Raw genomic sequence first — 23,065 nt, forward strand, 5'->3', positions numbered from 1 at the left:
ACGGGGGTTCGCAGCGCGCAACCGATTCGGAGCGCGCGCCCGATTCAGGGCACGCACCCGATTCGGAGCACGCACACGTTTCAGAGCACGCACACGCTTCAGAGCACGCACACGCTTCAGAGCACGCACACGATTCGGAGCACGCACACGCTTCAGAGCACGCATCCGATTCGGAGCACGCACACGTTTCAGAGCACGCACACGCTTCAGAGCACGCTCGTCATGCCACCGTCGACGTACAGGATCTGTCCGCTCACGAAGTCCGCGGCGGGGGAGGCGAGGTAGAGCAGCGCGCCGACCAGGTCCTCGGTGCGGCCCCAGCGCCCGGCCGGGGTCCGGCCCTTCACCCAGGCACTGAACTCCTCGTCCTCGACCAACGGCCGGGTCAGCTCGGTCTCGATATAGCCGGGGCCGAGCCCGTTGACCTGGATTCCGTACCGGCCCCAGTCCGCGCACATGCCCTTGGTGAGCATCTTCAGCGCTCCCTTGGTCGCCGCGTAGGGGGCGATCCCGGGGCGGACCACTTCGCTCTGGAGCGAGCAGATGTTGACGATCTTGCCGTGGCCACGGGCGGTCATCCTCCGGGCGGCCTCCCGGCCCACCAGGAAGGCGCTGGTGAGGTTGGTGTCCAGGATCTGCCGCCAGGCATCGTCGGTGAACTCCAGCAGCGGCGCCCGGTTCTGCATCCCGGCGTTGTTGACCAGGATGTCGAGCGGGCCCACCCGCTCCTCGACATCGGCGATACCGGCGGCGACGGCCGGGCCGTCGGTGACGTCGAACGCGGCGGTGTGCACCTCCGCGCCGGCGCCCGCGAGTTCGGCGGCGGCCTTCGCGGCCTCCTCGAGTCCTCGCGGATCGCGCCCGTTGAGCACCACCGTGCAGCCGGCCTCCACGAGCCCCCGTGCGAGGGCGTGGCCGATGCCCCGGCTGGAGCCGGTGACCAGCGCGGTGCGACCCGCGATGTCGAAGAGCGGATGTGTCGTCATGGCGTACGTACCTCTCCGGTTCTCAGCTCACCAGTTCCCAGCTCGCCAGTGCCTAGATCACCAGTGACAGCAGCAGGACGAAGCCGAGTCCGACGACGGAGATGATCGTCTCCATCACCGACCAGGTCCGCACGGTCTGCCCCACGCTCATTCCGAAGTACTCCTTGACCAGCCAGAATCCCGCGTCGTTGACATGGCTGAAGAAGAGCGACCCGGCGCCGATGGACAGCACCAGCAGCGCCACATGGGTGCTGGACATATCGGCGGCGAGCGGGGTCATCAGCCCGGCGGCCGAGATCGTGGCCACCGTGGCCGAGCCGGTGGCGAGGCGGATGGCGACCGCGATCAGCCAGGCGAGCAGCAGCGCGGAGACGTTCCAGTCCTCCGAGATGTCCATGATCATCTTGCCGACGCCGATGTCGATGAGGGTCTGCTTGAAGCCGCCGCCCGCGGCGACGATCAGCAGCATTCCGGCGATCGGGGCGAGCGAGTGCTCAACGGTGGAGGAGATCCGGTCCCGGGTGAAGCCCGCCGCCCGGCCCAGGGTGAACATGCCCACGATCGCCGCCGCCAGCAGGGCGATCAGGGGGTTGCCGATGACGTCGGCGACGCGCTGGACACCGTTCTCCGGGTCGTCCACCACGATGTCGACCAGCGCCTTGATGAGCATCAGCCCGACCGGGAGCAGCACGGTGAGCACGGTGACACCGAACCCGGGGCGCCGCTCCAGCTCCTCCGAGGGGCGGGTGGGGATCAGCCGGTCCGGCGGGGTGACGCTCACCCAGCGGTCGGCGACGCGCGAGAAGACCGGGCCCGCGATGATCGCGGTGGGGATGGCGATGAGGACGCCGAGCGCCAGGGTGATCCCCAGGTCGGCGTGGACCGCGTCGATCGCGGCGAGCGGGCCGGGGTGCGGCGGCACCAGGCCGTGCATCACGGACAGGCCCGCGAGCGCCGGGATGCCGATCCGCATCAGGGAGAAGTTGCCGCGCTTGGCGACCAGCAGCACCACCGGGATCATCAGCACCATGCCGACCTCGAAGAAGAGCGGCAGTCCGATGATGCCCGCGATCAGCACCATGGCCCAGGGCATGGTCCGGTTGTTCGCCCTGGCGAGGATCGTGTCCACGATCTGGTCGGCGCCGCCGGAGTCGGCGAGCAGCTTGCCGAGGATCGCGCCGAGGGCGATCAGCACACCGACGCCCGCGACGGTTGTGCCGAGGCCGGCCGAGAAGCTGGTGATGACCTTGTCGAGCGGGGCTCCCGCGACGGCGCCGAGCGCCAGTGAGCCGATCGTCAGCGACAGGAACGCGTGCAGCTTGGTCTTGGTGATGAGGAGGACGAGGACGGCTATGCCGACGAGAACGGCTATGCCCAGCTGTGCGTGACCGGCCGACGTGATCGGGTCGACGGTGTCCGCTGCCAGCATCTCGACGCTGAGTCTGGTCACGGCGGGTTCCTAACGTGCGTTACTGGTGTTCGAGCCGCCGCAGTTCGGCGGCGGCCCGCTCGGTGATTCCCTCGGGTTCCGGGGCGATGTCCACGGCGACCCCGTACTCGTCCGGCTGGAGCGGTTCGAGCGTGGCGAGCTGTGAGTCGAGCAGATCCCCGGAGAAGAAGTGGCCCTTGCGCCCCTTCATCCGCTCGGCGATCACATCGCGGTCGCCGGTCAGATGGAGGAAGACGATGCCTGGCGCGGCGGACCGCAGCCGATCGCGGTACATCCGCTTGAGCGCGGAGCAGCTCACCACTCCACCGCCCTCGGTGTGGTCATGGGCCCAGGCACCGATGGCGTCCAGCCAGGGGCGCCGGTCGTCGTCGTTCAGCGGGGTCCCGGCCGACATCTTGGCGATGTTGGCCGGCGGGTGGAAGTCGTCGGCCTCGGCGTACGGGACGCCGAACTCCTCCGCCAGCAGGGGGCCGATCGTGGTCTTGCCCGTTCCGGACACTCCCATGACCACGACGACCTGGGGGGCGTGCATATGCGTGAAACCTCGCTGTCTTCTCCGACCTCGGCGCCGCCGGACACTCAACCCCACAGATACGACGTATTCAAGAGTCCGTGACTTAAAAGTCATACTTATTTGATGGGTGAGTGTCCGCGTAGGCTGAGCGCATGGACGAACAGGGGCCCGAGGGCCGTGGTCAGAAGCCCAGGGCCCGGGGGCTCCACGACCGGCTCCTGGAATCCCTCGGCCCCGCGATCACGGCGGGCGACTATCCACCCGGCACCGTGCTGCGCACCGATGAGCTGGAGCGGCACTACGACGTCTCCCGCACGGTCGTCCGGGAGGCGGTGCGGGTCCTGGAGTCCATGCACCTGGTGGAGTCCCGCCGCCGGGTCGGGGTGACGGTGCGCCCCACCGAGGAGTGGGACGTCTTCGACCCGCAGGTCATCCGCTGGCGCCTCGCCGGCCCCGACCGCCCCCGCCAGCTGCGCTCCCTCACCGCCCTGCGCTCGGCCATCGAACCCGCCGCGGCGGCGCTGGCCGCCGAGCACGCCACACCGGAGCAGTGCGCCGAGCTCACCGAACACGCGCTCAACATGGTGGCCACCTCACGCGGCCAGCAGTTGCCCGCGTATCTGATCCACGACGTCGCCTTCCACCGGGTGATCCTGCGCGCCTCGGGCAATGAGATGTTCGCCCGCCTCGGCGATGTCGTCGCGGAGGTCCTCACCGGCCGCACCCAGCACCGCGTGATGTTCAGCGACCCCGACCCGGAGGCGGTCACCCTCCACGTCCGCGTGGCCGAAGCGGTCCGCGCGGGCGACGCGGAGGCGGCGGAGCGCTATACGAAGGAGATCACCGTGGGCGCGCTGCGGGAGCTGGACATCCTGGCCCCCTGAGATCCGCCCTGCGGGAGTTCCGGGTGGGCGTGTTGTGAGCATGGGTCAGGGGGTGGGGGCTCGAGGCTCGCCGCCGGGCGACGGGTGAGTGGGGGTGGGCGCCGGTGGCGGCTTCTCCGCTCGGTGGCTCGGGCCCCGCCGGACTGCCGGGACCTGGCGGGGCCCTGGCGGTTTGCGGGGCCGGCCTCGCCCCTCCCGGTACCCCCCTTCAAAAAACGTTTGATCTGGCGCAACTAATTCGTCAAACAATTTCGAGGGGGTACCCCGACGGCGCCTCCGCTCATGGGGTGTTGGGGCTCTGGGCGCACAGTGCGTGGTCGATCAGGGCGCTGGCCGCGTTCTCCTGTTCCAGGATGTGCTCCTCGCTGTCGCCGCGCGCCTCGGACATGGAGACCACCGCGCTTCGCCTGCCGTCGTCGGTGACGCCGTTGAGGGTGATGTAGCCGCCGTCCCCGCCTTCGTGGCTCCAGTAGGTTCCGCCGCACTTCAGGGGGCGTTCGACCAGGCCGAGTCCGTACCGGCCGCCCGGCCACAGCTTTTGGAGCTCCTCGCTCACCGGGAGGGTCCGCTTCATCTCGGCCAGCTGCCGCGCCGGTAGCAGGCGGCCCGTGAGCAGCGCGCGGAAGAAGTCGTTCTCGTCCTGTGTGGTCGTGACCCATGAAAGGTTCTCGTAGTCCACCGGTATCTGGTCGGTGACGTCCACCTCGGAACCGGGGCCGAAGAGTTGGTAAGCCTGGGCGTGCGGCTGGGGCAGGGCGGGTGAGGTGCCCATCCACCGGGTCCGGTCGAGGCCGAGCGGGCGCAGGATGCGGTCTTCGATCTCCTGGTGGGCGGGGTGACCGGTGGCCTTCTGGATGATCATGTCGAGCAGGATGTAGCCGGTGTTGGAGTACTCCCAGCCGGGCCGGGAGTCCGACGCTTGGGCCATGGCGCGGGCAACCAGCTGTTCGGGGCTGTAGACGTCGTGGCGCTGCTGGTAGTACTCCTCCGGCGTGGTGTATCCGGGCAGGTCGTCGTGGATGCCGCTCCTGTGCTGAAGCAGTTGGCGGAGGGTGATCCGGGGGTCGTCGTCGCCCGGCACCACTCCCGGCAGCCATTGGTCGACGGTGTCGTCCAGGGACAGCGCCCCCTCGGCCTCCAGTTGGAGGACCACGGTGGCGACCATCGTCTTGGACGTACTGGCCATACGGAAGTAGCCGTCGGCAGGGACCGGGCGGCCGGTGTTCAGGTCGGCGGTGCCGCTGGTGGCGACCGACTGCCGGCCGTCAGGCGCGATCACGCGGGCCTGCACACCGCTGACGCCGACGGCGTGGATCGCCTCGGTGTCCTGGCGCAACCGCTCCGCGGGGGAGGGACCGGCGGGCTGGGCGACGGCGGTGGCCGCCTCGGCGGCGAGCAGCGTAACGACACCGAGCGCCACGGCGAGGTGCTTACGCAGGGTCAAAGTCATGGCCGAACGCTATTTTCGCCCCCGACGCGGCACGATCCGGCGCACCCCAGGATCCACATGGGGGATATCCCCCAGCGCGGGCCGCCCGGCGCCGACCTCGGCCCCGGGCCACGGAAGCCGCCACCGGCCCCGCCGACACCGCCCCGGCGGCCGGCGACGCGAGCCCGTCCCGGCACACCCCCTGCCCCACTGCTCACATGCGCCGAAGGCGGCTCCGCCCCTGGACCCCGGGGACAGGGGCAGAAGCCAGGCCCGGGGTCTGGGGCGGAGCCCCGGGCTCGGGGTCTGGGGCGGAGCCCCCGGGCTCGGGAAGGGGCGGGGAGGAGAAAGACCCACCGGACACCCCTAGTCGCGGCGGGCGCCCACCGACTGATCGTTCCGCAACCGCTCGAAGAGCCGCTTCGCCCGCCCCTGGTCCCACTTCAGCGCGTCGCCCTTGGACGTGGCGATCCCGTGATCAGCCACCGGGACGTTCAGCCGGTTGCCGTTGCCGCCCGAGACACGCTGCATCGCCTCGAACAACGACATCAGCGTCCGCATGTCCGTGTCCTTGTCCACGATGAGCGTGTCCAGGCCCGCGCCAACCGTCGGCAGGGACTTCCACGGGACGAAGACCTGGTCCGGCTGCGCGGCCCGCTTCGCGAGCGCGGAGAGGAACTTCTGCTGGTTCTGGCTGCGGCCGAGGTCACCGTTGGCCTCCTGGTGGCGCTGGCGGACGAAGGCCAGGGCCTGTCGGCCGTCCAGCATCTGACACCCCTTCTTCAGATCGGCGCCCGACTTCTCGTCCTTGATGGGCTTGTCGAGGCACATCCGGACGCCGCCCACCGAGTCGACAACGTTGACGAAGCCCGCGAAGCCGATCTCCGCGTAGTGGTCGATCCGCAGCCCGGTGTTGTACTCGATGGTCCGCACCAGCAGTTCGGGGCCGCCCAGCGAGAACGCGGCGTTGAGCTTGTTCTTCGAGGGCCCGGGACGCTTACCGGTCATGGGGTAGGTGAACGGCGGGAGGGTCACCCATGAATCACGCGGCAGGCTCACCATCGTGGCGCCGTGGGCGCCGGTGTGCAGCACCATCATGGAGTCGGTGCGGCGACCCTCGGCCGAGCCGGTGTGCAGGTTCTTCTTGTCGTCCTGGGAAAGGCCGTCACGGCTGTCGGAGCCCACGATGAGGTAGTTGGTGCCCTTGCCCTTCGCGGGACGGTCCTCGACCTTGGCCAGGTCGACGTCGTTGTTCAGCTTGGACCAGGCCCAGCCGTACGTGGATGCGGCCCCGACCAGGATTACCGCGAGCAGGACGACCACCGTGCGCCGCAACCGCCGGGGCCACCGGCGGCCGGGGGCGGGCTCGTCGGCGCCGTCACCCTCGTCACGCGGCCGGTACGGGTCCGGCGGTATCCGGTGGCGCGGTGTCAAAGGCTGATGGCGCGGCGCCACATGCTGTGTGCCGCCGCCCGGCCACGAGCGCTCCCCCGGCCACGAGCCCTCACCCGGCCATGCGCCATTGCCCGGCCATTGGTTGGACATGCTTCTCCGACCCCCGCTCACTTGGACAGACTCTGGCGCCCGGCCGGTTCGACGATCCGTTGTTCCCCGGCCGAGCCGGACCTCTGCATGCGGTGCCAGCGCAGCCTCGTGCCGAACAGAGCGCTGACCACGGACTGGATGATCACCAGGTACATCAGCTGCCGGTAGACGACGAGTTGGAAGGGCATCGCCCACAGCGCCCGCAGCCCTTCCTTGTCCAGCCGCAGCGCGTATCCGGCGCCGAACAACTGCACCACGAGGAAGACGAGCCACACCCCGATCGACTCCACGGGGTCGGCGAACAGCACGCCGTACAGGGCGAAGACGTCCACGATGGGGGCGAGCAGCGGCAGCACCACCTGGAAGAGGAGGAGATAGGGCAGTGCTCGGCGGGCGAAGCGCCCGGCCGGGCCGACCTCGCGGACGGCGCGGCGGTGCTTCCACATGGCCTGGAGCGTGCCGTAGCACCAGCGGTACCGCTGACGCCACAGCTGGCGCAGGGACGTGGGCACCTCGGTCCAGGCGATGGCGGACTCCTCGTAGACCACCCGCCAGCCGGCCCGCCACAGCGCCATCGTGAGGTCGGTGTCCTCGGCGAGGGTGTCCTCGCTGACCCCGCCGACGCCCATCAGCGCGTCCCGGCGGAAGGCCCCGATGGCGCCGGGCACGGTCGGCATGCACTCCAGCACCTCGAACATCCGCCGGTCGAGGTTGAACCCGAAGACGTACTCCAGGTGCTGCCACCTGCCCAGCATCCGACGTCGATTGCCCACCTTGGTGTTGCCGCTCACCGCGCCGATGGCCGGGTGGGCGAGCGGCTGGATCAGTTGGTGAATGGCGTCCGGTTCGAAGACGGTGTCGGCGTCGACCATCACCACGATGTCGTGGTGGGCGTGGACCAGCCCGGTGTTGAGGGCGGCCGCCTTGCCCGCGTTGCGCTGACGGATCACCGAGACGCGGGGGTCGTCGATCCAGGTGGCGAGGTCCGCCGTCTGGTCGGTCGAGCCGTCGTCGATCACGATGATCTGAAGCCACCGGTGGGTGGAGGCGAGCAGTGACCGCACGGTGCTCTCGATGCCCGCCTCCTCGTTGTAGGCGGGGATGAGCACCGTCACCGGCTCGTTGACCTCGCGCAGCCAGGGCGAGCCGGGCCGGAAGCGGTGCAGGCGCCGGACATGGGCCCGCGCGAAGAAGACGAGTAGCACCAGCCGCAGCAGGGCCAGGGTGCCCGTGATACCGAGCACCCAGGTCATGGCATGGACGAAGCCGTGCCCGATGGACTGGACCTGGAGCAGCGCCATGCCCTGCGCCTGGCTGACGGTGGAGGCGGGGGCGCTGGCCGGGGCCTGGCCGAGCCCCTCGGACACCGTCGTGTACTTCTCGATCTTCCGGTTCCCGAAGAGCTTCTTCACCTCGCTGTAGGCGCCGTCCGTCTGGCTGTACTGCTGGACGACGCCCCGCTCCGGCTTCCGATCCGGCCGGTCGGCCGCGACCAGCAGATACCCCTGCTCGGCGGCGCGCCGCGCGGCCGTCCATTCACCGCCGCACATCGTGTCGGCCTGGGTGGTGAGCGGCAGCCGCAGCAGTCGGGTGTTGATCCCCGCGCTGCCCGCCAGCGCGGTCTGGGTCAGGGACAGCTCCAGCCGGGTGCGCACGGCGGAGGCCGAGCCCAGATCGGAGCCGGTGTAGGTGAGCGAGCCGATCTCATGCCCTTCGTCGCGGATCCGTCGCACCAGCTCGGGGTGGCGGGCCACCTGGACGCCGGAGAGGAAGAAGGTGGCGTGCGCGTGGTGTGCGCGCAGCAGGTGGAGCAGGCGTGGGGTCCATACGGGGTCGGGGCCCCCGTCGAAGGTGAGGGCGACGGTGCGGGCCGGCATTCCGGCCGTCTGCACCCTTCCGCCGTCGATGCGTACCACCGGTTTCCCGGTGTCGGCGGCCTTCGGGATGGGACTCGCACAGGGGCGGCGCGTCGGCTGGGAGCCGACCTCGTGATTGGTCCAGCCTTCGAACACCAGCGCGGCGGCGACCGCGGAGACGACGACGATCAGCAACAGCCAGTGGCCGCGCGGCTCGGGACGGTGTGCGTGCCGGGGGCTCACCAGCGGCCGCCCCCGACGGGTACGGCGGCGGCAAAGGGCGTGGTCACCCCGGTGCCGTGGGAGTCGGCGCCGGACCAGGGCCTGGCGGTCGGGGCACTGCCGGTGGTGGACCGCTCGGCAGTCCTGGGCGGCTCCTGGTCGTCGTGCCACAGCACACCGGACAGGGCGGCCACGAGCAGCAGCAGGTAACCGAGGCAGACACAGCCGACAGCCAGCGCCGCGAGCGCCAGAAGCTGTCTCCGGCCACCGGAGGCATTGACGAATATCTGACCCGTTTGCTTTCTTCGCCGACGCTTTTCGGTCACCCTCTTCACCATGTGGCGGAAGTGTAGCGATGCGTTCGCACACTCATGACCACTCAGGACGGCACCCTCCTCGTTACCGGAGGTAGCCGTGTCCTGGCCTTTCTCTCTCAGCGGGTATGTCTGAAAAGTGTGAGAGAAGGCTCACTGTGGTCCGGGCCGGGACACCTGGGGCCACCGCTCGTACCATCGCAGGTCGGCCTCCAGCTGAGCGGCCAGCGAGATGAGCACGGGCTCGCTGTTGGCGGGGCCGAGGAACTGGGCGCCGAGCGGCAGGGTGCGGTGCTCGGGGTCGGCGAACCCGGCGGGGACGTTCATCGCGGGCCAGCCCAGTACGTTCCACGGCCAGGCGTACGGGCAGGCCGCGATCATGGCCCGGTCGGTCCGCCAGCCCGACAGACCGGCCATGGCCCCGATCCGCAGCGGGGGCGTGGCCGTCGTGGGGGAGAGGACGACATCGAAGCGCTCGAAGATCGCCCCGACATGGCGCCGCAGCGGCCCCTCGTACGACCGCGCCCACCGCAGCGGGGCGCCGCCCAGCAGACGGCCGTTGCGGACGGCACCACGGGTGCGGACATCGAGCAGCAGCGGGTCGGGAACGCGGCTGGACCACTCCGTGAGCCCGGCCGTGGCGCGCGGCAGGAAGGAGAAGCCCACGAGCCCGTAGCGCGGCTCGGCCTCCACGACCTCGTGGCCGAGCGCCGCCAGCCGTTCGGCGAGCCGGACGATGGCGGCCCGCACCACCGGGTCCAGCCTCTTCGACGTCCCCGTGAAGGCCGTCTTGAACGACAGGGCGATCCGCAGCCGCCCCGGATCGCGGCCCACCGCCGACAGCACATCCACCGGCTCCGGGCGGTGCAGCTCCCCCTCATGGTTGCCGGTCGCGACATGCAGCAGCAGCGCGGCGTCGGCCACCGTACGGGCCAGCGGACCGTTGCAGGTGATGCCGTTGAACGCCTCGATATCCGGCCAGGTGGAGATCCGGCCGCGCTGCGGCTTGATGCCGACGAGATGCGTCCAGGCGGCGGGGATACGGACCGAGCCCGCACCGTCGGAGCCGAGCGCGGCGGGGACCAGACCGGCGGCGACGGCGGCCGCTGCGCCGCCGGAGGAGCCGCCGGGGGTGTACACCGGGTTCCAGGGGTTGCGGGTGTCGCCGAAGGCGGGGCCCTCGGTGAACGGCCACTGCCCCAGCTCGGGGGTGTTGGTCTTGCCGACGATCACGGCCCCGGCCGCCTTCAGCCGCCGTACCGCCTCACCGTCCTCGGCCTTGGCCGGGAACTCGCCGGGGCAGCCGAACGCGGTGGGCTCGCCCGCCACATCCGTATCGTCCTTGACCGCGAGCGGGACCCCGAGCAGCGGCAGCCGCTCACCGGCCGCCAGCCGGCGATCGGCCTCGGCGGCCTCGCGCAGGGCGGCCTCGGCACGGATACGGCGGAAGGCGTTCAGCGTGGGCTGTGTCTCGGCGATACGGCCGAGCGACTGCTCGACCAGCGCACGGGAGGTCACCTCGCCGCCGGCCAGGGCACGGATCTGCTCGCCCAGACCCTTGGGAATGACGCTGGTCACCGTGGACCTCCTCGGGTGAGTTCGGCCACTCCCCCTTTACCCCAGGTGGCTGCTCCGCGCACCCTGGGCAACGGTGATGACCCCTTTCATCACTTTCATCACGATCATCGCTGAGCACAGAGGACACCCGCATGACCGACATCGCGGCGCGCCGCAGCGGCCTCCACTCCCGCACCGGAGGCCCCTCCGACGACCAGGATCAGCTGCTGGAACAGCTGATCGGCTGGTGGCTCGTCACCGTCCTCGCACTGCTCACCACCCAGCTCGGGCTCATCTAGCCGGCAGCGGCCGCCTGGTCCATCACACTGCACCGCACCGTATGGCATAGTGAACCGCATGACGTTCGACGCCGCCGGCTGGCTGGAATCCGCCGCCATCGACCCCGCCGTACTCGCCCTGCGCCCCGACTACCGGGCGCTGCTCATCACCGCCGAAGGGCTGCGCCCCGGGCCGAGCGACGAGCTGAGCGAGCGGCTGCTGGCCGACGCCGAGTCAACGGCGCGGGAGCGGTTCGGGGACGGGCCGGTGGAGGAGCATCCCCACCTGGCCGCCTGGCGGGAGGCGTTCCGCGCCTTCGGGGCGAAGCCGCAGCGCACCCGGCCCAGCGCGGAGGCACTGCTGCGGCGGGTGTCCGCCGGGCTGCCCCGGGTGGACCGGCTGACCGACATCTACAACGCGATCTCGGTCGGCCATGTGATCCCGCTGGGCGGCGAGGACCTCGACCACTACGTGGGCGCGGCCCGGCTCGTACGCGCCGAGGGCGACGAGACCTTCGAGACGACGGCCGGGGGCGAGCCCGTGGTGGAGCACCCGGCGCCCGGCGAGGTGGTGTGGCGGGACGGCGCGGGCGTCACCTGCCGCCGCTGGAACTGGCGCCAGTGCACCCGCACCCGGCTCACCCACGACACCACCCGGGCGATGTTCGTACTGGACGCGCTGGGGCCGATGGACGACACCGCGCTGAAGGCCGCCGGCGATCAGCTCATGGAGGCGCTGACGGACTCCGGCCCGGGGGTGACGATCGCCTCACGGCTGCTGGGCGGGGCGTAGCGCGGGGGTGCCCGGCGGGGCTGTTCCCCTCCCCGCCCCTTCCCGAAACTGGGGCTCCGCCCCAGACCCCGAAATCCGGGGGGCGAGGCCCCACCACATGCCAAAGCCGCATATCGATGTAGCGGGAAGCGGCGAAGGCGGGAACAGCCCACCGCAACCGTCAAGGTCCATCGGACACCTCCCAGCCCCCGGCACGCCGAAGCGACGGGGCGCGGTCTTCCTCCCTCTCCCCCCGATACCAGGGGCTTCGCCCCTGGACCCCGGGCCACCACCCGGCGAAGCCGCATCGATACCGCGGGAAGGGGAGCAGCTCGCCGCAACCGTCAAGGTCCGTCGGGCACCTCCCAGGGCCCCTGGCGCACTCGGGCGCCGGGGCCGCGCAGCGACGAGGGGCGGATCTTCCCGATACCAGGGGCCTGGGGCGGAGCCCCAGTTTCGGGAAGGGGCGGGGAGGGGAACAGCCCGCCGCAGGCATCAAGGCCCATCGGGCACCTCCCGGTCCCCGGCACGCCGCAGCGACGCGACCTGACGCACCCGAGCCGCCGGAACGACGCAGCGACGAGGCGCGAACCTTCCCCTCCCCGCAGCACCGATACGCGACCCCCGCCGCATGGCAGAGGCACCGCCCCCAGACCCTGGGGCCTGGGGCGGAGCCCCAGTTTCGGGAAGGGGCGGGGAGGGGAACAGCCCGCCGCAGGCGTCAAGGCCCGCCGTACACCCCTGGCCGCTGGGAGGCGTCACCCGCCCCCGGGCAGCGCGGCCTGGCGTGCTGAGCCATCCCCCAGCGCGCTGGGCGCGGCCTAGAACAGCGCCTGCTGTCCCTGCGTCGGCGGTTCCTCCTCCCCGAACAGCTTCGGCGGCGTAGTGAGGAGCGGCGCGATCCGCCGCGAGCCGGGGCAGGAGATCAGCTCATACGCGGAGCGCCGCCCCGGCGGGTCATGGCGGGCGAAGCGCCCGCCGACGACCGCGATCTCTCGGGTGCAGACCGGGCAGGCGCGGCGGGGTGACGACGACATGGCTCCAGTGTCACCCACCCCGCCGACAACGGCCCCGGGCCGACGCCCGTCCACCCGGCAGCGGCCAAGCGGCCGCCGGACGTCCGGACGGACGTCACGTCCGAGACCCGACGCCCGTCCACCCGGCACCCAGCGGCGACCCAGCACGCAGCAACGACCCGGCACCCACCGCCCACCGCCCGGTGGGCCGTTCAGAAGGCGTCCACCGGCTTGTACGCGCCCCATACCTCCCGCAGCGCGTCACAGACCTCACCGAGCGTGGCCCGCGCCGCGAGCGCGTCCTTCATCGGGTACAGCACATTGGCCGTGCCCGGCTCGCTCTCGGCGGCCTTCCGCAGGGAGGACAGCGCCGCGCCCACCGCCGACCGGTCGCGTTCGGCGCGCAGCCGGGCGAGGCGGTCGCGCTGCCGGGCCTCGATCTCCGGATCCACCCGCAACGGCTCGTACGGCGCCTCCTCCGCCAGCTGGAAGCGGTTGAGGCCCACCACCACCCGCGCCCCGGCGTCCGTCTCCTGGGCGATCCGGTAGGCGTTGCGCTCGATCTCCTCCTTCTGGAAGTTCCGCTCGATGGCGGCCACGGCCCCGCCCAGGTCCTCGACCCGCCGCATCAGATCGACGGCCGCCTCCTCGACGGCGTCGGTGAGCGACTCGACGGCGTAGGAGCCCGCGAAGGGGTCCACGGTGGCCGTCACATCGGTCTCATGGGCCAGCACCTGCTGGGTGCGCAGTGCCAGCCGGGCGGAGGTGTCCGTCGGGAGGGCGATGGCCTCGTCGAAGGCGTTGGTGTGCAGCGACTGGGTGCCGCCGAACGCGGCGGCCAGGCCCTGGACGGCGACGCGTACGAGGTTCACCTCGGGCTGCTGGGCGGTGAGTTGGACCCCCGCGGTCTGGGTGTGGAAGCGCAGCATCTGGGACTTCGGATCGCGGGCGCCGAACTCCTCCCGCATCACCCGCGCCCAGATCCGGCGCGCGGCGCGGAACTTGGCGACCTCTTCCAGCAGCGTGGTGCGGGAGACGAAGAAGAAGGAGAGCCGGGGCGCGAAATCGTCGATGTCCATCCCCGCCGCGACGGCCGTACGGACATACTCGATGCCGTCGGCGAGAGTGAAGGCGATCTCCTGCGCGGGCGAGGCCCCGGCCTCCGCCATGTGGTAGCCGGAGATCGAGATGGTGTTCCACTTCGGCAGCTCTGCCTTGCAGTACTTGAAGATGTCCGCGACCAGCCGCAGCGAGGGGCCGGGCGGAAAGATGTAGGTGCCGCGGGCGATGTACTCCTTGAGGATGTCGTTCTGGACGGTGCCGGTCAGCCGGCTCCCGGACACGCCCTGCTCCTCGGCCACGAGTTGGTAGAGGAGCAGCAGCAGGGCCGCGGGCGCGTTGATGGTCATGGACGTCGAGACCTGGTCCAGCGGCAGGCCGCCCAGCAGCACCCGCATGTCCTCGAGCGAGTCGATGGCCACGCCCACCTTGCCGACCTCGCCGTGCGCGAGGGGCGCGTCGGAGTCGTAGCCCATCTGGGTCGGCAGGTCGAAGGCCACCGACAGTCCGGTGGTGCCGTGCTCGATCAACTGCCGGTAGCGGGCGTTGGACTCGGCGGCGGTGCCGAACCCCGCGTACTGCCGCATCGTCCAGGGGCGGCCGGTGTACATCGTCGGATAGACCCCGCGGGTGAAGGGGTACTCCCCCGGCTCGCCCAGCCGCCCGGCCGGATCCCAGCCGCTGAGCGCACCGGGCCCGTACACCGGCTCGACGGGGAATCCCGACTCCGACTCGCGCGCCATGGGTCACGCCTCCTGATGGCTGATACCGGGCGTTCTCCCGGTACGGGTCCTTCTTCACAGCATGCGTCGATGTTCGCCCCCCGGCAGCCCCGGGAAGCATTCAGAGCAAAAAGATCAGGGGAGTGGGGGTTCAGATGCACCGGACAGCGGTGGTCGGCACCGCGCTGGCCACGGCCACGGCGGCGGCACTGATCGCGGGATGCCGACCTGGGGAGGCGACCGTGAACGGCCGGGGGCAGGACCGACCCCAGGCCCGGACCAGCACCAACACACCCGCGCGGGACACGCCGCGGCCGCATCGCACCTTCACCCACAAGGCCACGCCCAAGCCCAAGCGGGCCGTGGTGCCCCCGCCGCGCGCCACGACACCCGCGCCGCGGCGCACCGCGCCGAGAGTGGTCCCGCCCGTGATCGCCTTCAACACCAGCGGGGACCGGGTGCGCGAACTCCAGGCGCGGCTGCGCGCGGTCGGCGTCTTCCACCGCAACCCGACCGGCTACTTCGGCACCATCACGCAGGCGTCGGTCAGCGCCTACCAGCGGGGCCACGGCCTCGCGGCCACCGGCTCGGTGGACCGGCGCACCTGGACCTCACTGCGCTCGGCCACCAAGACCCCCACCCGCGACGAGTTGTACCCGCCGACCACCCTTCCGCTGGCCAAACCGGATGCGCGGTGCCTGACCGGCCGGGTGCTGTGCATCAGCAAGAGCAGCCGCACCCTGGCCTGGATGGTCAACGGGCGGGTGGTGTCGGCGATGGATGTGCGCTTCGGCTCGGAGTACACCCCGACCCGGGAGGGGCTGTTCCAGGTCAACTTCAAGAGCCGGGACCATGTATCGACGATCTACCACACGCCGATGCCGTACGCGATGTTCTTCAGCGGCGGTCAGGCGGTGCACTATTCGGCGGACTTCGCCGCCCGCGGCTACAGCGGCGCCTCCCACGGCTGCGTCAACGTCCGCGACAAGAAGAAGATCGCGACCCTCTTCGGAAAGGTGAAGGCGGGCGACAAGGTCGTGGTTTACAAGTAGGCCCCATCGGTCTCCGGTAGCTGGGTCATCCGGCCGGGGGGCGCCTCCCAACGGTGACTGGGTAAGCCGAGGGGCGCCATAGCGCATCCGGGCGCTGGGGCTGACCGGCCGGGGCACCTCCCAACGGTGGCTAGGGACGAGTCGCAGGGTGCCGTAGAGCATCCGGGCGCTTGGGCTTACCGGCCGGGGGCACCTCCCAGCGGTAGCTGGGGGCGAGCCGAAGGGGCGCGTCGCTGTCGAAAGGGAGAGCGCGCGGAGGCCCCTGAGGAACGAAGGGGCCGAGCACGGTCGACCGTCGACAGCGGCACAAGCGCCCCGGCGGGGGCACCTCCCAGCGGTAGCTGGGGGAGAACCGAGCCTCCAAAAAAAGAGGGCGGCGCGGGCAGAGCCGGGGGAACGTGCTCTGCCCGCGCCGAATGCGCGGAGCCGTCGGTACGGGGGGAACCTCGGCTCCCGCGCGGCCGATGACCAGTCGGCCCGTTTCTTTCAGCGTCACCGCTGAAAAAAACGTCACACCTGGGTGCCGGAGTCTCTGCCGACACCCGTTTCCGAAGTGGTCGTGGGGTCGCCCGAAGTGGCCGGATCCGTGGAGGTCGCGGAGTCAACCGCGGGCGTCGGCGTGGTGGCGTCGCTCGGCGTGTCCGTGGGGTCCGCCGGGGGAGGCGGGGGCTGGGGGACCGAGCCGTCGTCCCCGCCGTCTTTTCCCTGATCACCGCCCGAGTCGCCACCGCTGCCCGACCCGGCGTCCTCACCCGAGCCGCCGGAGTCACCGGAGTCACCGGAGTCGCCGGAACCGCCGGAGTCGCCGTTGTCCGAGCCGCCGCCCGCGCCGCCGCCACCGTTGCCCGAGTTCTCGTCGCTGCGCGGGGTGCCCGTACTGTCGTCGGAGAGGATCTGGGTGCAGTAGCCGTGGATGGCGGACGCGCTGCCCGCCGCCTTCGTCAGCTTCTTCAGCGACTTCTTGTCGAGTCCCGTGCCCGAGCCCGACTCCGCGGCCAGGTACTGGGGGCAGGCGGTGAGGGCCCAGTTCGGAACGCCGGGCCCCGAGCTGTTCGACGAGGGGCCCTTTGTGTCGCCGTTCTTGTCCTTGCCGTCGGGATCGGGGGTGACGGCCCCGCCCTGGGCGCCGCTCGAACCCACGTCGCTGGCATCGTTGTCGCCCGAACCGCTGGGATCGGGCGCCGTCGTACCGCCGTCCTCGGAGATCTCCGGATGGGCGGAATCCCCGCCGGATCCGCCGTTCGGCATGCTCACCGAGGGGCCCGGAGTGTGGTCGCTCTGCCCGAACGGGGTCGGCAGCACACCCGCCGCGGCCGCGACCGCGAAGCCGCTCAGCGCACAGCCGGCCACCACCGCGACCATGCCCGCCCGCAGCGGGCGGCGCAGCCGTGGCTGTCTCTCTCTGAATCTCCGGATCGGGTGCGGCCGCCGGGCCATACCCATCTCGGCCACGGTGCCCGCTTCGGCCCCGGCCCCGACACGGGCCGCCCGGAAGGCGGCCAAGGCCGCCTCCTCGCCCGGAAGCGCGGGCCCGTCGGAGGGGGACACCGGACGGCCCGCGCCGGCAACGGCGCTGAGCACGGCCGCCAACCGCTCCGCATCGGCATATGACTGGTCGCCCCGGCCGTCAGGGGCTACGGGCTGCCCCTCGACCGGTTCGCCGCGAAGCAACCGCTCCGCGGCATTGTCATCCAGCCAGCTGTAGCGGTGGTCTTCGGCCATCACATGTCCTTCTGCGTTGGCGCGCGTGAATCCGTCACACCAGCAGACTTCGCCACACCCGGCTTGGTTGCGCCGCCGCGGTGTGACTCACGTTGCCCTGGGATGCCGTCGGCCCCCGAGTCGCCCCCCATCACCGGGCCGATCAGGTCGGCGAGCCGCCGCAGCCCCCGGTGGGCGGCGGTGCGCACCGCGCCCGGCCGCTTGCCCAGCACCGCGGCCGCGCTCTTGGCGTCGAGGCCGAGAACCACCCGCAGCACCACCGCCTCGGCCTGGTCCTGTGGCAGCTGGGAGATCAGCCCGAGCGCCCGGCCGGTGCCGATGGCTTCCATCGCCTCCCCGGCCGTATCCGCCTCGGACGCGCGGAACTCCAGCTCCGAATCGTCGCCGCCGATGGCGGGACGCCGTCCGCGCATCCGTATGTGGTCCAGCGCCCGGTTACGGGCGATACGTGCCGCCCAGCCCCGGAACCGGTCCGCGTCCCCGCTGAAGCGTTGCAGGTCACGGGCGATTTGCAGCCATGCTTCGGAGGTGATGTCCTCCGCGTCTCCATCGCCGACCAGCGTGCGCACATAACCAAGGAGACGAGGGTGCACGGACCGGTAGACGGTCCGGAAGGCGGTCTCGTCCCCTTCCTGCGCCGCGCGCACCGCGGCGGTCAGTTCCGCGTCGTCCGGCTGCACGCTCTCTTCCTGCCCCACTCGGAGAATCCGTGGTCAGTCGATTTCCGGCGTAACCCGCGGGCTAGCCCTGCCCGTAGGGCGGGTACTGCTGGCCGGGCTGGCCGGGCGGCGGGGTCGGCGGCATCTGGGGGGCACCATACGGGCCGGGCCCGGGGGCCGGGGAGCCGTACGGGTTCGGCGCCGGCATCCCGTACGGGGCCGGGCCGGCCATCTGCGGGGGCAGCGACGCGCGCTGCTCCTGCATCGTGGTGATCTGCCGGACCAGCAGCAGCGCCAGGACCGCCGCGGCCATGAAGATCACGATGGCGAACATGTCGAAGGCCAGGATGGAGTGCAGGCTCTCGATGTCGCTCTTCGCCTCGGAGCGCGAAGGCGTGTAGTCGTCGCTCTCCACCTTGGCCCGCAGGATGTTGTAGCGGAGTCCGCCGACGGCGTTGGTGACCAGCGCGACGATCCACGTCACCCACCAGCCGTTGAGCAGACCGCGGCTCACGGCGTGCGGCCCCTGCGGGGAGCTGGCGCGCCAGATGTCGTTGGCGATCTGCTTGGGGAACCACAGGTTCACCACGGGGGTGAACCAGGAACCGGCCGCCCAGCCGCTGCTGAAGCGGTGCTGGCCGGGCGCGAAGACCTCGGCGTTCAGCCGCAGCCGCCGGAACCAGATCGCCCAGACCACGGCGATCGCGACGGTGAGCAGCGAGTAGATGACCTGCGCCGCGGTGAACAGGTCGTCGGCGTCGTTGAGGTCGTCCTCGGTGAGGGAGACGGACTTGCCCTCGACCGCGTCCAGCATGTCCCCGATCACGCCGTACTGGCCGGATCGCGCCACCAGGAGGAAGATGAGCGCCGGGAGCGCCAGTCCGAAGAGCGTGACGAGCGTGGTGGAAATCCCGCGCCGCAGATCGACCCCGCCGGTCGGCATGCCCATCGGCGGGGCGGCCGGGTAGCCGCCGGGCGCCGGCGGCATCTGCGGCGGGACGGACGGCTGCTGCGGAGGCGCGGCCGGCTGCTGAAGCTGCTGCTGGTAAGTCCCGCATGCGGCACAGCGCCCGTCGGGGCCGACGGCGACAGCCCGGCAGTTCCCACACGGATACATGGTCTTTTGAGTCCCCCTGGGAACGTGGCCCGCTCCGGGCCACGCGAGAAAATAAGCCTCTGACCGCGCCCAGAGCGCGGACCTGCACGTTACGGGCATCCGACCGGTCACGTCCAGAGCGGAACGGGCCCCGGACACGGGGTGAAGTCCCCGGTTTCGTACAAGGGGGGTGTGACGGAACCGAGCCGTGCGACGCTGTAGGGGGTACGAGCCTTTCGCAGGCTCTCCCTGAACGACGGTCGGGGCCTCTCCTGTGGGGGGTGGCGGCCCCGACCGTCCTTCTTTCCCCCCTCGCGCATCCCTCGCGGATTCCTTCTGGATCCCTCTCGGATTCCTCCCGGATCCCGCTCGGGGCTTTCTCTGGGGCCTTCCCCAGTCTTCTCGGACCCGGTTCTCGGACCCGCTTCTCAGACCCCGAGCCGATGCGCGAGCCGGGTGAAGTCCGACCAGCTCAGCGGCGGCTTCCCCGGATACCACACCCTCTGGGCCAGCGCGGCGAGCGGCAGCTGGATGCCCCGGGCCACCTGTGCGGGGGTCTGGGCCTCGGGCCGGTCGCCCCAGATCGCGAGGCGGGCGCCGAGCACCCGGTCGGGTCCGGTGAGGGTCTTGTCGGGGACGGGCTTGGAACTGCGGAGCACCGCCGGGGACCACTCCTTGTAGATGCGTTCGCCGGTCGGGTAGGTGAAGCCACCGGGCTGGCCGAGCACGTAGTAGAGGTATTCGTCATTGAGGTTGACCACCTTGCGGCCCTCCCGCAGGTACTCCTGCGGCTGCCGCGCCGTCTCCTTCAGCCGTCCCGTCCAGTACTCGACCTCGATGTCCTTGTCGGGTTTGACGATGCCGCCGGTGACGAAGCCGTCGTTCCACGCCTTGGGCTGCTTGCCCAGCTTCCGGGCGAACCGGGCCCGGTCGTTCAGCCAGCCGGTGACCAGATCCTGCACCGTGGCGCTGGGGCCGTACTTCGCCTTCGCGGCGGCCACCAGCCTGGGGAACGACGCCTGGGGGTCCTTGACCGTCAGCGCGAGGTACTCATCGGCGCCCAGATGCCACCAGCGGCCGGGGAACAGGGGGGCGTACTCGCGCATCAGGTCGTCGACGATGCGGGCCGCGGCCGGATTGGCGATGTCCACCGACCCCTGGAACGTGGTGCCGCCCGCGTTGCGCAGCTGGAGCTGCGGATGGGCCCTGATGACGGCGCCGAGGTGACCCGGCGAGTCGATCTCGGGGATGACGGTGATGTGCAGCCGCCGTCCGAGCGCGACGATCTGCCGGACCTGGTCCTTGGTGAGGTACTGGGACGAGACGATCTCGGGGTGGCTGGTGCTCTGGATGCGGAAGCCCTGGTCGTCCGAGAAGTGCAGGGCCAGCTGGTTGAGCTTGAGATCGGCCATCTCGCGCATCCGGGCCTCGATCCACGCGGCCGGGTAGAACTTGCGCGCGATGTCCAGGTTCAGACCGCGCTGGGCGCGGTCGGGCCGGTCGTGGATCACGCCCTCGGGGAGCCGGCCGCCGGAGCGCAGGGCCTGTTTCACGGTGCGGGTGCCGTAGAAGACGCCCGCGTCGGCCGGGCCGGTGATCCGGGCGCTGCCGTCCGCGACCGTCAGGGTGTATGCCTCGGCGCCGCCGCTCTGGCGCGGGGCGAGGGCGAGGGAGAGGTCACCGCGGTGGGCCGTGCCGGAGGCGGTGCGGAGCCCCAGCTCCGCGGCGATCATGCGGGCCTCGTCGGCGAGCGGACCGTTGAGGTCGGCCACCACCCGGCTGTTGTCGCCGGGCCGCCAGCCGGAGCCCGAGGCCGCGGTGAAGTCGCGGACGGAGGGGATGGTGCGGGGCGGGGTGGCGGCCGCGGTGCCGTGGGGCGGGACGGCGGAGGGGGATCGCGCGGCGGTGGCGGTCGTGGCGTGCGCGGAGGGGTGCGCGGGCGTGGAGCGGGTAGCGGCCGGGCGCCCGCCATGGTCCTGCTGACAGCCCAGGGTCAGCAGGACGGAAGTGACGACGGCACCCGCGATGAGACCGCGGGCGCAGGACGCCTTGGTCGCTCTGAGCGGCAGTCCCATGGCGGTGTACCTCCTTGTTCCGGGCTTGTTCCGCCCTTGTTCCGGGCGAAAAGCACCCTATTCCGGGCGGAAAACACCCTGCGCCCCGAATGCCGTCCACCACATGCAGTAAAACCTCCCCGTTCGGGTGATATCGCGTTCCCCCCGCCACACCCGCCCCCGTACGTCGTTACCGTGTACTGCTCATACGCCCAGCCCACCTCTCCCTCGCCTCCCCGGGCGCCCGTATGTCCCGGGCGTCCGTTCCCCCCGCGCGCCTCATGCGTGTCCGAGGAGTCCACGCTGTCCAGGTCCAGGTCCCGCGCCACAGCCTCCCGCCTCGACCGGCTCAACACCGCCCCCGCCGACGCGGCCGAGGCCGCGCTGCTGTCCTGCTGTGGCAGCCGCCGCTGGGCCCGGCTGATCGCGGCCCACCGCCCGTACCCCGATCTGGAGGCGCTGCTGGCCGCCGGGGACGAGGCCAGCTATGACCTCACCCCCGCCGACCTGGACGAGGCGCTCGCGGACGAGTCGGTCGTCGGCCATGAGCTGCCGCCCGCGGACAGCCTGGGGTCACTGGCCGCCCATACCGCACTCCAGGCCGCCCATGACGCGTACGAGCGTCGATTCGGTCACGTTTTCGTCATCTGTCTGGATGGTCTGCGGCCCGAGGAGCGGCTGGACCGGCTACTGACCGGGATCCGGGACCGGCTGGGCAACGAACGGGAGAAGGAGCGGGACAACACCGCCGAGGAGCTGCGGTGCATCGCCCGCGGCAGGCTCGTCCGACTGACCGGAAATCGGTCCCTTATGCCGGAAGTGCCCGGGTTCCGAATCGCATGATCGCCCTTCCGTGCCTGTTTGATCACACCTGAGCCCCCCCGGACCGCCCCTCCGACAGCACGTCGGTACGATGGCCAGGGCCGGTGGACCGTACCCGGCCGGGCCCGACCGACCGCGAAGCCGGCAGGCCCCAATCCCGCTTCCGGAGGGTTTTTCCGTGCCGGCTGGAACGCTGTATCGCGGCCGGGAAGGTATGTGGTCCTGGGTGGCTCATCGAGTCACCGGCGTCCTCATCTTCTTCTTCCTGTTCGTACATGTGCTGGACACCTCGCTGGTCCGCGTCTCGCCCGAGGCGTACGACAACGTGGTCGCCACATACAAGAATCCCGTCGTGAACCTGATGGAGTACGGCCTGGTGGCCGCCATCCTGTTTCACGCCCTGAACGGCCTTCGTGTCATCGCCGTCGACTTCTGGTCCAAGGGGCCGAGGTACCAGCGCCAGATGCTCTGGGCCGTCGTCGGCGTCTGGGTCGTGCTGATGGCCGGTGCCTTCTACCCGGTCCTCCAGCACACGCTGCGCGAACTGTTCGGGAGCTGACGCACATGTCCGCCGAGACCACCACCCCCGCGAGCGACTCGGTCACCGGGTACGACGTGGATCATCCGGCCCCGGTCATCGAGCCGCCGCGGGCCCGCACCCGCAAGACGCCCAGGGCGACCCGTACCAACTTCGAGATGTACGGCTGGCTCTTCATGCGCCTGTCCGGCGTCCTGCTGGTCGTCCTGGTCCTGGGCCATCTGCTGATCCAGCTGGTTCTGGACGGCGGTGTCACCAAGATCGGTTTCGCCTTCGTGGCCGGCCGCTGGGCCTCGCCGTTCTGGCAGGCATGGGATCTGATCATGCTCTGGCTCGCCACGCTGCATGGCGCGAACGGCCTGCGCACGATCATCAACGACTACGCGGAGCGGGACAACACCCGCCTGTGGCTGAAGGCGCTGCTCTACACGGCGGCAGGATTCACCATCGTGCTCGGCACCCTGGTGATCTTCACCTTCGACCCGAACATCCGCTAGGCCCCGGGGCTGAGGTATCCA

21 protein-coding genes are annotated in these 23,065 nt (G+C 71.0%); 7 read left to right on the forward strand and 14 right to left on the reverse strand.

The genetic code is table 11. The features are described from left to right. Nucleotides 1-206: 206 nt before the first annotated feature. From NQU54_RS09335 to NQU54_RS09345, 3 genes are read right to left on the reverse strand one after another with little or no spacing between them, the layout of a single operon-like run. Nucleotides 207-986 carry a glucose 1-dehydrogenase gene (locus tag NQU54_RS09335; RefSeq protein ID WP_069870346.1) on the reverse strand — a complete coding sequence of 260 codons (780 nt, stop codon included), beginning with the start codon at nucleotides 984-986 and terminating at the stop codon, nucleotides 207-209. A gap of 52 nt (nucleotides 987-1,038) precedes the next feature. Beyond that, a complete protein-coding gene (locus NQU54_RS09340; RefSeq protein ID WP_257630648.1) occupies nucleotides 1,039-2,436 on the reverse strand; it encodes a GntT/GntP/DsdX family permease in 1,398 nt (465 codons plus the stop codon). 19 nt (nucleotides 2,437-2,455) lie between these two features. Continuing rightward, nucleotides 2,456-2,968, reverse strand: coding sequence for a gluconokinase (locus NQU54_RS09345; protein ID WP_257630649.1), 513 nt, complete (start codon nucleotides 2,966-2,968; stop codon nucleotides 2,456-2,458). Between the two features lie 134 nt (nucleotides 2,969-3,102). Here NQU54_RS09345 and NQU54_RS09350 point away from each other — a divergent pair, with 134 nt between their 5' ends. Then, entirely contained in the window at nucleotides 3,103-3,834 is a 732-nt protein-coding gene (locus tag NQU54_RS09350) for a FadR/GntR family transcriptional regulator (protein WP_257630650.1), read from the forward strand. A gap of 280 nt (nucleotides 3,835-4,114) precedes the next feature. Here NQU54_RS09350 and NQU54_RS09355 read toward each other — a convergent pair whose 3' ends face one another. From NQU54_RS09355 to NQU54_RS09375, 5 genes are all read right to left on the reverse strand, one after another. Next, complete coding sequence (locus NQU54_RS09355; RefSeq protein ID WP_257630651.1) at nucleotides 4,115-5,284, reverse strand: serine hydrolase domain-containing protein; 1,170 nt, start codon at nucleotides 5,282-5,284, stop codon at nucleotides 4,115-4,117. A gap of 345 nt (nucleotides 5,285-5,629) precedes the next feature. Beyond that, complete coding sequence (locus NQU54_RS09360; RefSeq protein ID WP_257630652.1) at nucleotides 5,630-6,808, reverse strand: LCP family protein; 1,179 nt, start codon at nucleotides 6,806-6,808, stop codon at nucleotides 5,630-5,632. A gap of 17 nt (nucleotides 6,809-6,825) precedes the next feature. Next, complete coding sequence (locus tag NQU54_RS09365; protein WP_257630653.1) at nucleotides 6,826-8,907, reverse strand: bifunctional polysaccharide deacetylase/glycosyltransferase family 2 protein; 2,082 nt, start codon at nucleotides 8,905-8,907, stop codon at nucleotides 6,826-6,828. Further along, nucleotides 8,904-9,212, reverse strand: coding sequence for a hypothetical protein (locus tag NQU54_RS09370; RefSeq protein ID WP_257630654.1), 309 nt, complete (start codon nucleotides 9,210-9,212; stop codon nucleotides 8,904-8,906). Before NQU54_RS09370 ends, NQU54_RS09365 begins: the two co-directional genes overlap by 4 nt. Before the next feature lie 141 nt (nucleotides 9,213-9,353). Then, the gene (locus tag NQU54_RS09375) at nucleotides 9,354-10,778 is read right to left on the reverse strand and encodes an amidase (protein ID WP_257630655.1); all 1,425 of its coding nucleotides are present in this window, start codon (nucleotides 10,776-10,778) and stop codon (nucleotides 9,354-9,356) included. A 131-nt stretch (nucleotides 10,779-10,909) separates the two neighbouring features. On the opposite strand from NQU54_RS09375, the gene NQU54_RS09380 reads away from it, so the two are divergent. Both NQU54_RS09380 and NQU54_RS09385 read left to right on the forward strand, forming a co-directional pair. Beyond that, on the forward strand, nucleotides 10,910-11,056 hold the full coding sequence (locus NQU54_RS09380) for an SCO1431 family membrane protein (protein WP_257630656.1): 147 nt from the start codon (nucleotides 10,910-10,912) through the stop codon (nucleotides 11,054-11,056). A 58-nt stretch (nucleotides 11,057-11,114) separates the two neighbouring features. Then, nucleotides 11,115-11,828, forward strand: coding sequence for a B3/B4 domain-containing protein (locus NQU54_RS09385; RefSeq protein ID WP_206332645.1), 714 nt, complete (start codon nucleotides 11,115-11,117; stop codon nucleotides 11,826-11,828). An 800-nt stretch (nucleotides 11,829-12,628) separates the two neighbouring features. On the opposite strand, the gene NQU54_RS09390 is transcribed toward NQU54_RS09385, so the two are convergent. Next, nucleotides 12,629-12,844 (reverse strand): hypothetical protein, encoded by a 216-nt coding sequence (locus NQU54_RS09390; protein ID WP_069870366.1) that lies wholly within the window; start codon nucleotides 12,842-12,844, stop codon nucleotides 12,629-12,631. A 191-nt stretch (nucleotides 12,845-13,035) separates the two neighbouring features. Then, entirely contained in the window at nucleotides 13,036-14,625 is a 1,590-nt protein-coding gene (locus tag NQU54_RS09395; RefSeq protein ID WP_257630657.1) for an acyl-CoA mutase large subunit family protein, read from the reverse strand. A 134-nt stretch (nucleotides 14,626-14,759) separates the two neighbouring features. Here NQU54_RS09395 and NQU54_RS09400 point away from each other — a divergent pair, with 134 nt between their 5' ends. Then, the gene (locus tag NQU54_RS09400) at nucleotides 14,760-15,656 is read left to right on the forward strand and encodes a L,D-transpeptidase family protein (protein ID WP_257630658.1); all 897 of its coding nucleotides are present in this window, start codon (nucleotides 14,760-14,762) and stop codon (nucleotides 15,654-15,656) included. A 510-nt stretch (nucleotides 15,657-16,166) separates the two neighbouring features. Here NQU54_RS09400 and NQU54_RS09405 read toward each other — a convergent pair. The 4 genes from NQU54_RS09405 to NQU54_RS09420 form a co-directional block, all read right to left on the reverse strand. Continuing rightward, nucleotides 16,167-17,378: a hypothetical protein gene (locus NQU54_RS09405; RefSeq protein WP_257630659.1), complete on the reverse strand. Its 1,212-nt coding sequence runs from the start codon at nucleotides 17,376-17,378 to the stop codon at nucleotides 16,167-16,169. Next, entirely contained in the window at nucleotides 17,378-18,058 is a 681-nt protein-coding gene (locus NQU54_RS09410) for an RNA polymerase sigma factor (RefSeq protein ID WP_079257967.1), read from the reverse strand. The genes NQU54_RS09405 and NQU54_RS09410 overlap by 1 nt, the downstream gene beginning before the upstream one ends. A 61-nt stretch (nucleotides 18,059-18,119) precedes the next feature. Then, nucleotides 18,120-19,025 (reverse strand): DUF4328 domain-containing protein, encoded by a 906-nt coding sequence (locus tag NQU54_RS09415; RefSeq protein WP_257630660.1) that lies wholly within the window; start codon nucleotides 19,023-19,025, stop codon nucleotides 18,120-18,122. Nucleotides 19,026-19,561: 536 nt separating this feature from the next. After that, on the reverse strand, nucleotides 19,562-21,208 hold the full coding sequence (locus NQU54_RS09420) for a beta-N-acetylhexosaminidase (protein WP_257630661.1): 1,647 nt from the start codon (nucleotides 21,206-21,208) through the stop codon (nucleotides 19,562-19,564). Between the two features lie 264 nt (nucleotides 21,209-21,472). Between NQU54_RS09420 and NQU54_RS09425 the strand changes: the two genes are divergently transcribed. The 3 genes from NQU54_RS09425 (at nucleotide 21,473) to NQU54_RS09435 (ending at nucleotide 23,044) form a co-directional block, all read left to right on the forward strand. Continuing rightward, entirely contained in the window at nucleotides 21,473-22,030 is a 558-nt protein-coding gene (locus NQU54_RS09425) for a 2-oxo-4-hydroxy-4-carboxy-5-ureidoimidazoline decarboxylase (protein WP_093701894.1), read from the forward strand. A gap of 157 nt (nucleotides 22,031-22,187) precedes the next feature. Beyond that, nucleotides 22,188-22,568: a succinate dehydrogenase, cytochrome b556 subunit gene (gene sdhC / locus NQU54_RS09430; RefSeq protein WP_257630662.1), complete on the forward strand. Its 381-nt coding sequence runs from the start codon at nucleotides 22,188-22,190 to the stop codon at nucleotides 22,566-22,568. 5 nt (nucleotides 22,569-22,573) lie between these two features. Then, nucleotides 22,574-23,044 carry a succinate dehydrogenase hydrophobic membrane anchor subunit gene (locus tag NQU54_RS09435; RefSeq protein WP_069870384.1) on the forward strand — a complete coding sequence of 157 codons (471 nt, stop codon included), beginning with the start codon at nucleotides 22,574-22,576 and terminating at the stop codon, nucleotides 23,042-23,044. The last annotated feature ends 21 nt before the right edge of the window (nucleotides 23,045-23,065 follow it).

It is taken from the genome of Streptomyces malaysiensis subsp. samsunensis, from assembly GCF_024519315.1.
Lineage (GTDB): Bacteria > Actinomycetota > Actinomycetes > Streptomycetales > Streptomycetaceae > Streptomyces > Streptomyces malaysiensis.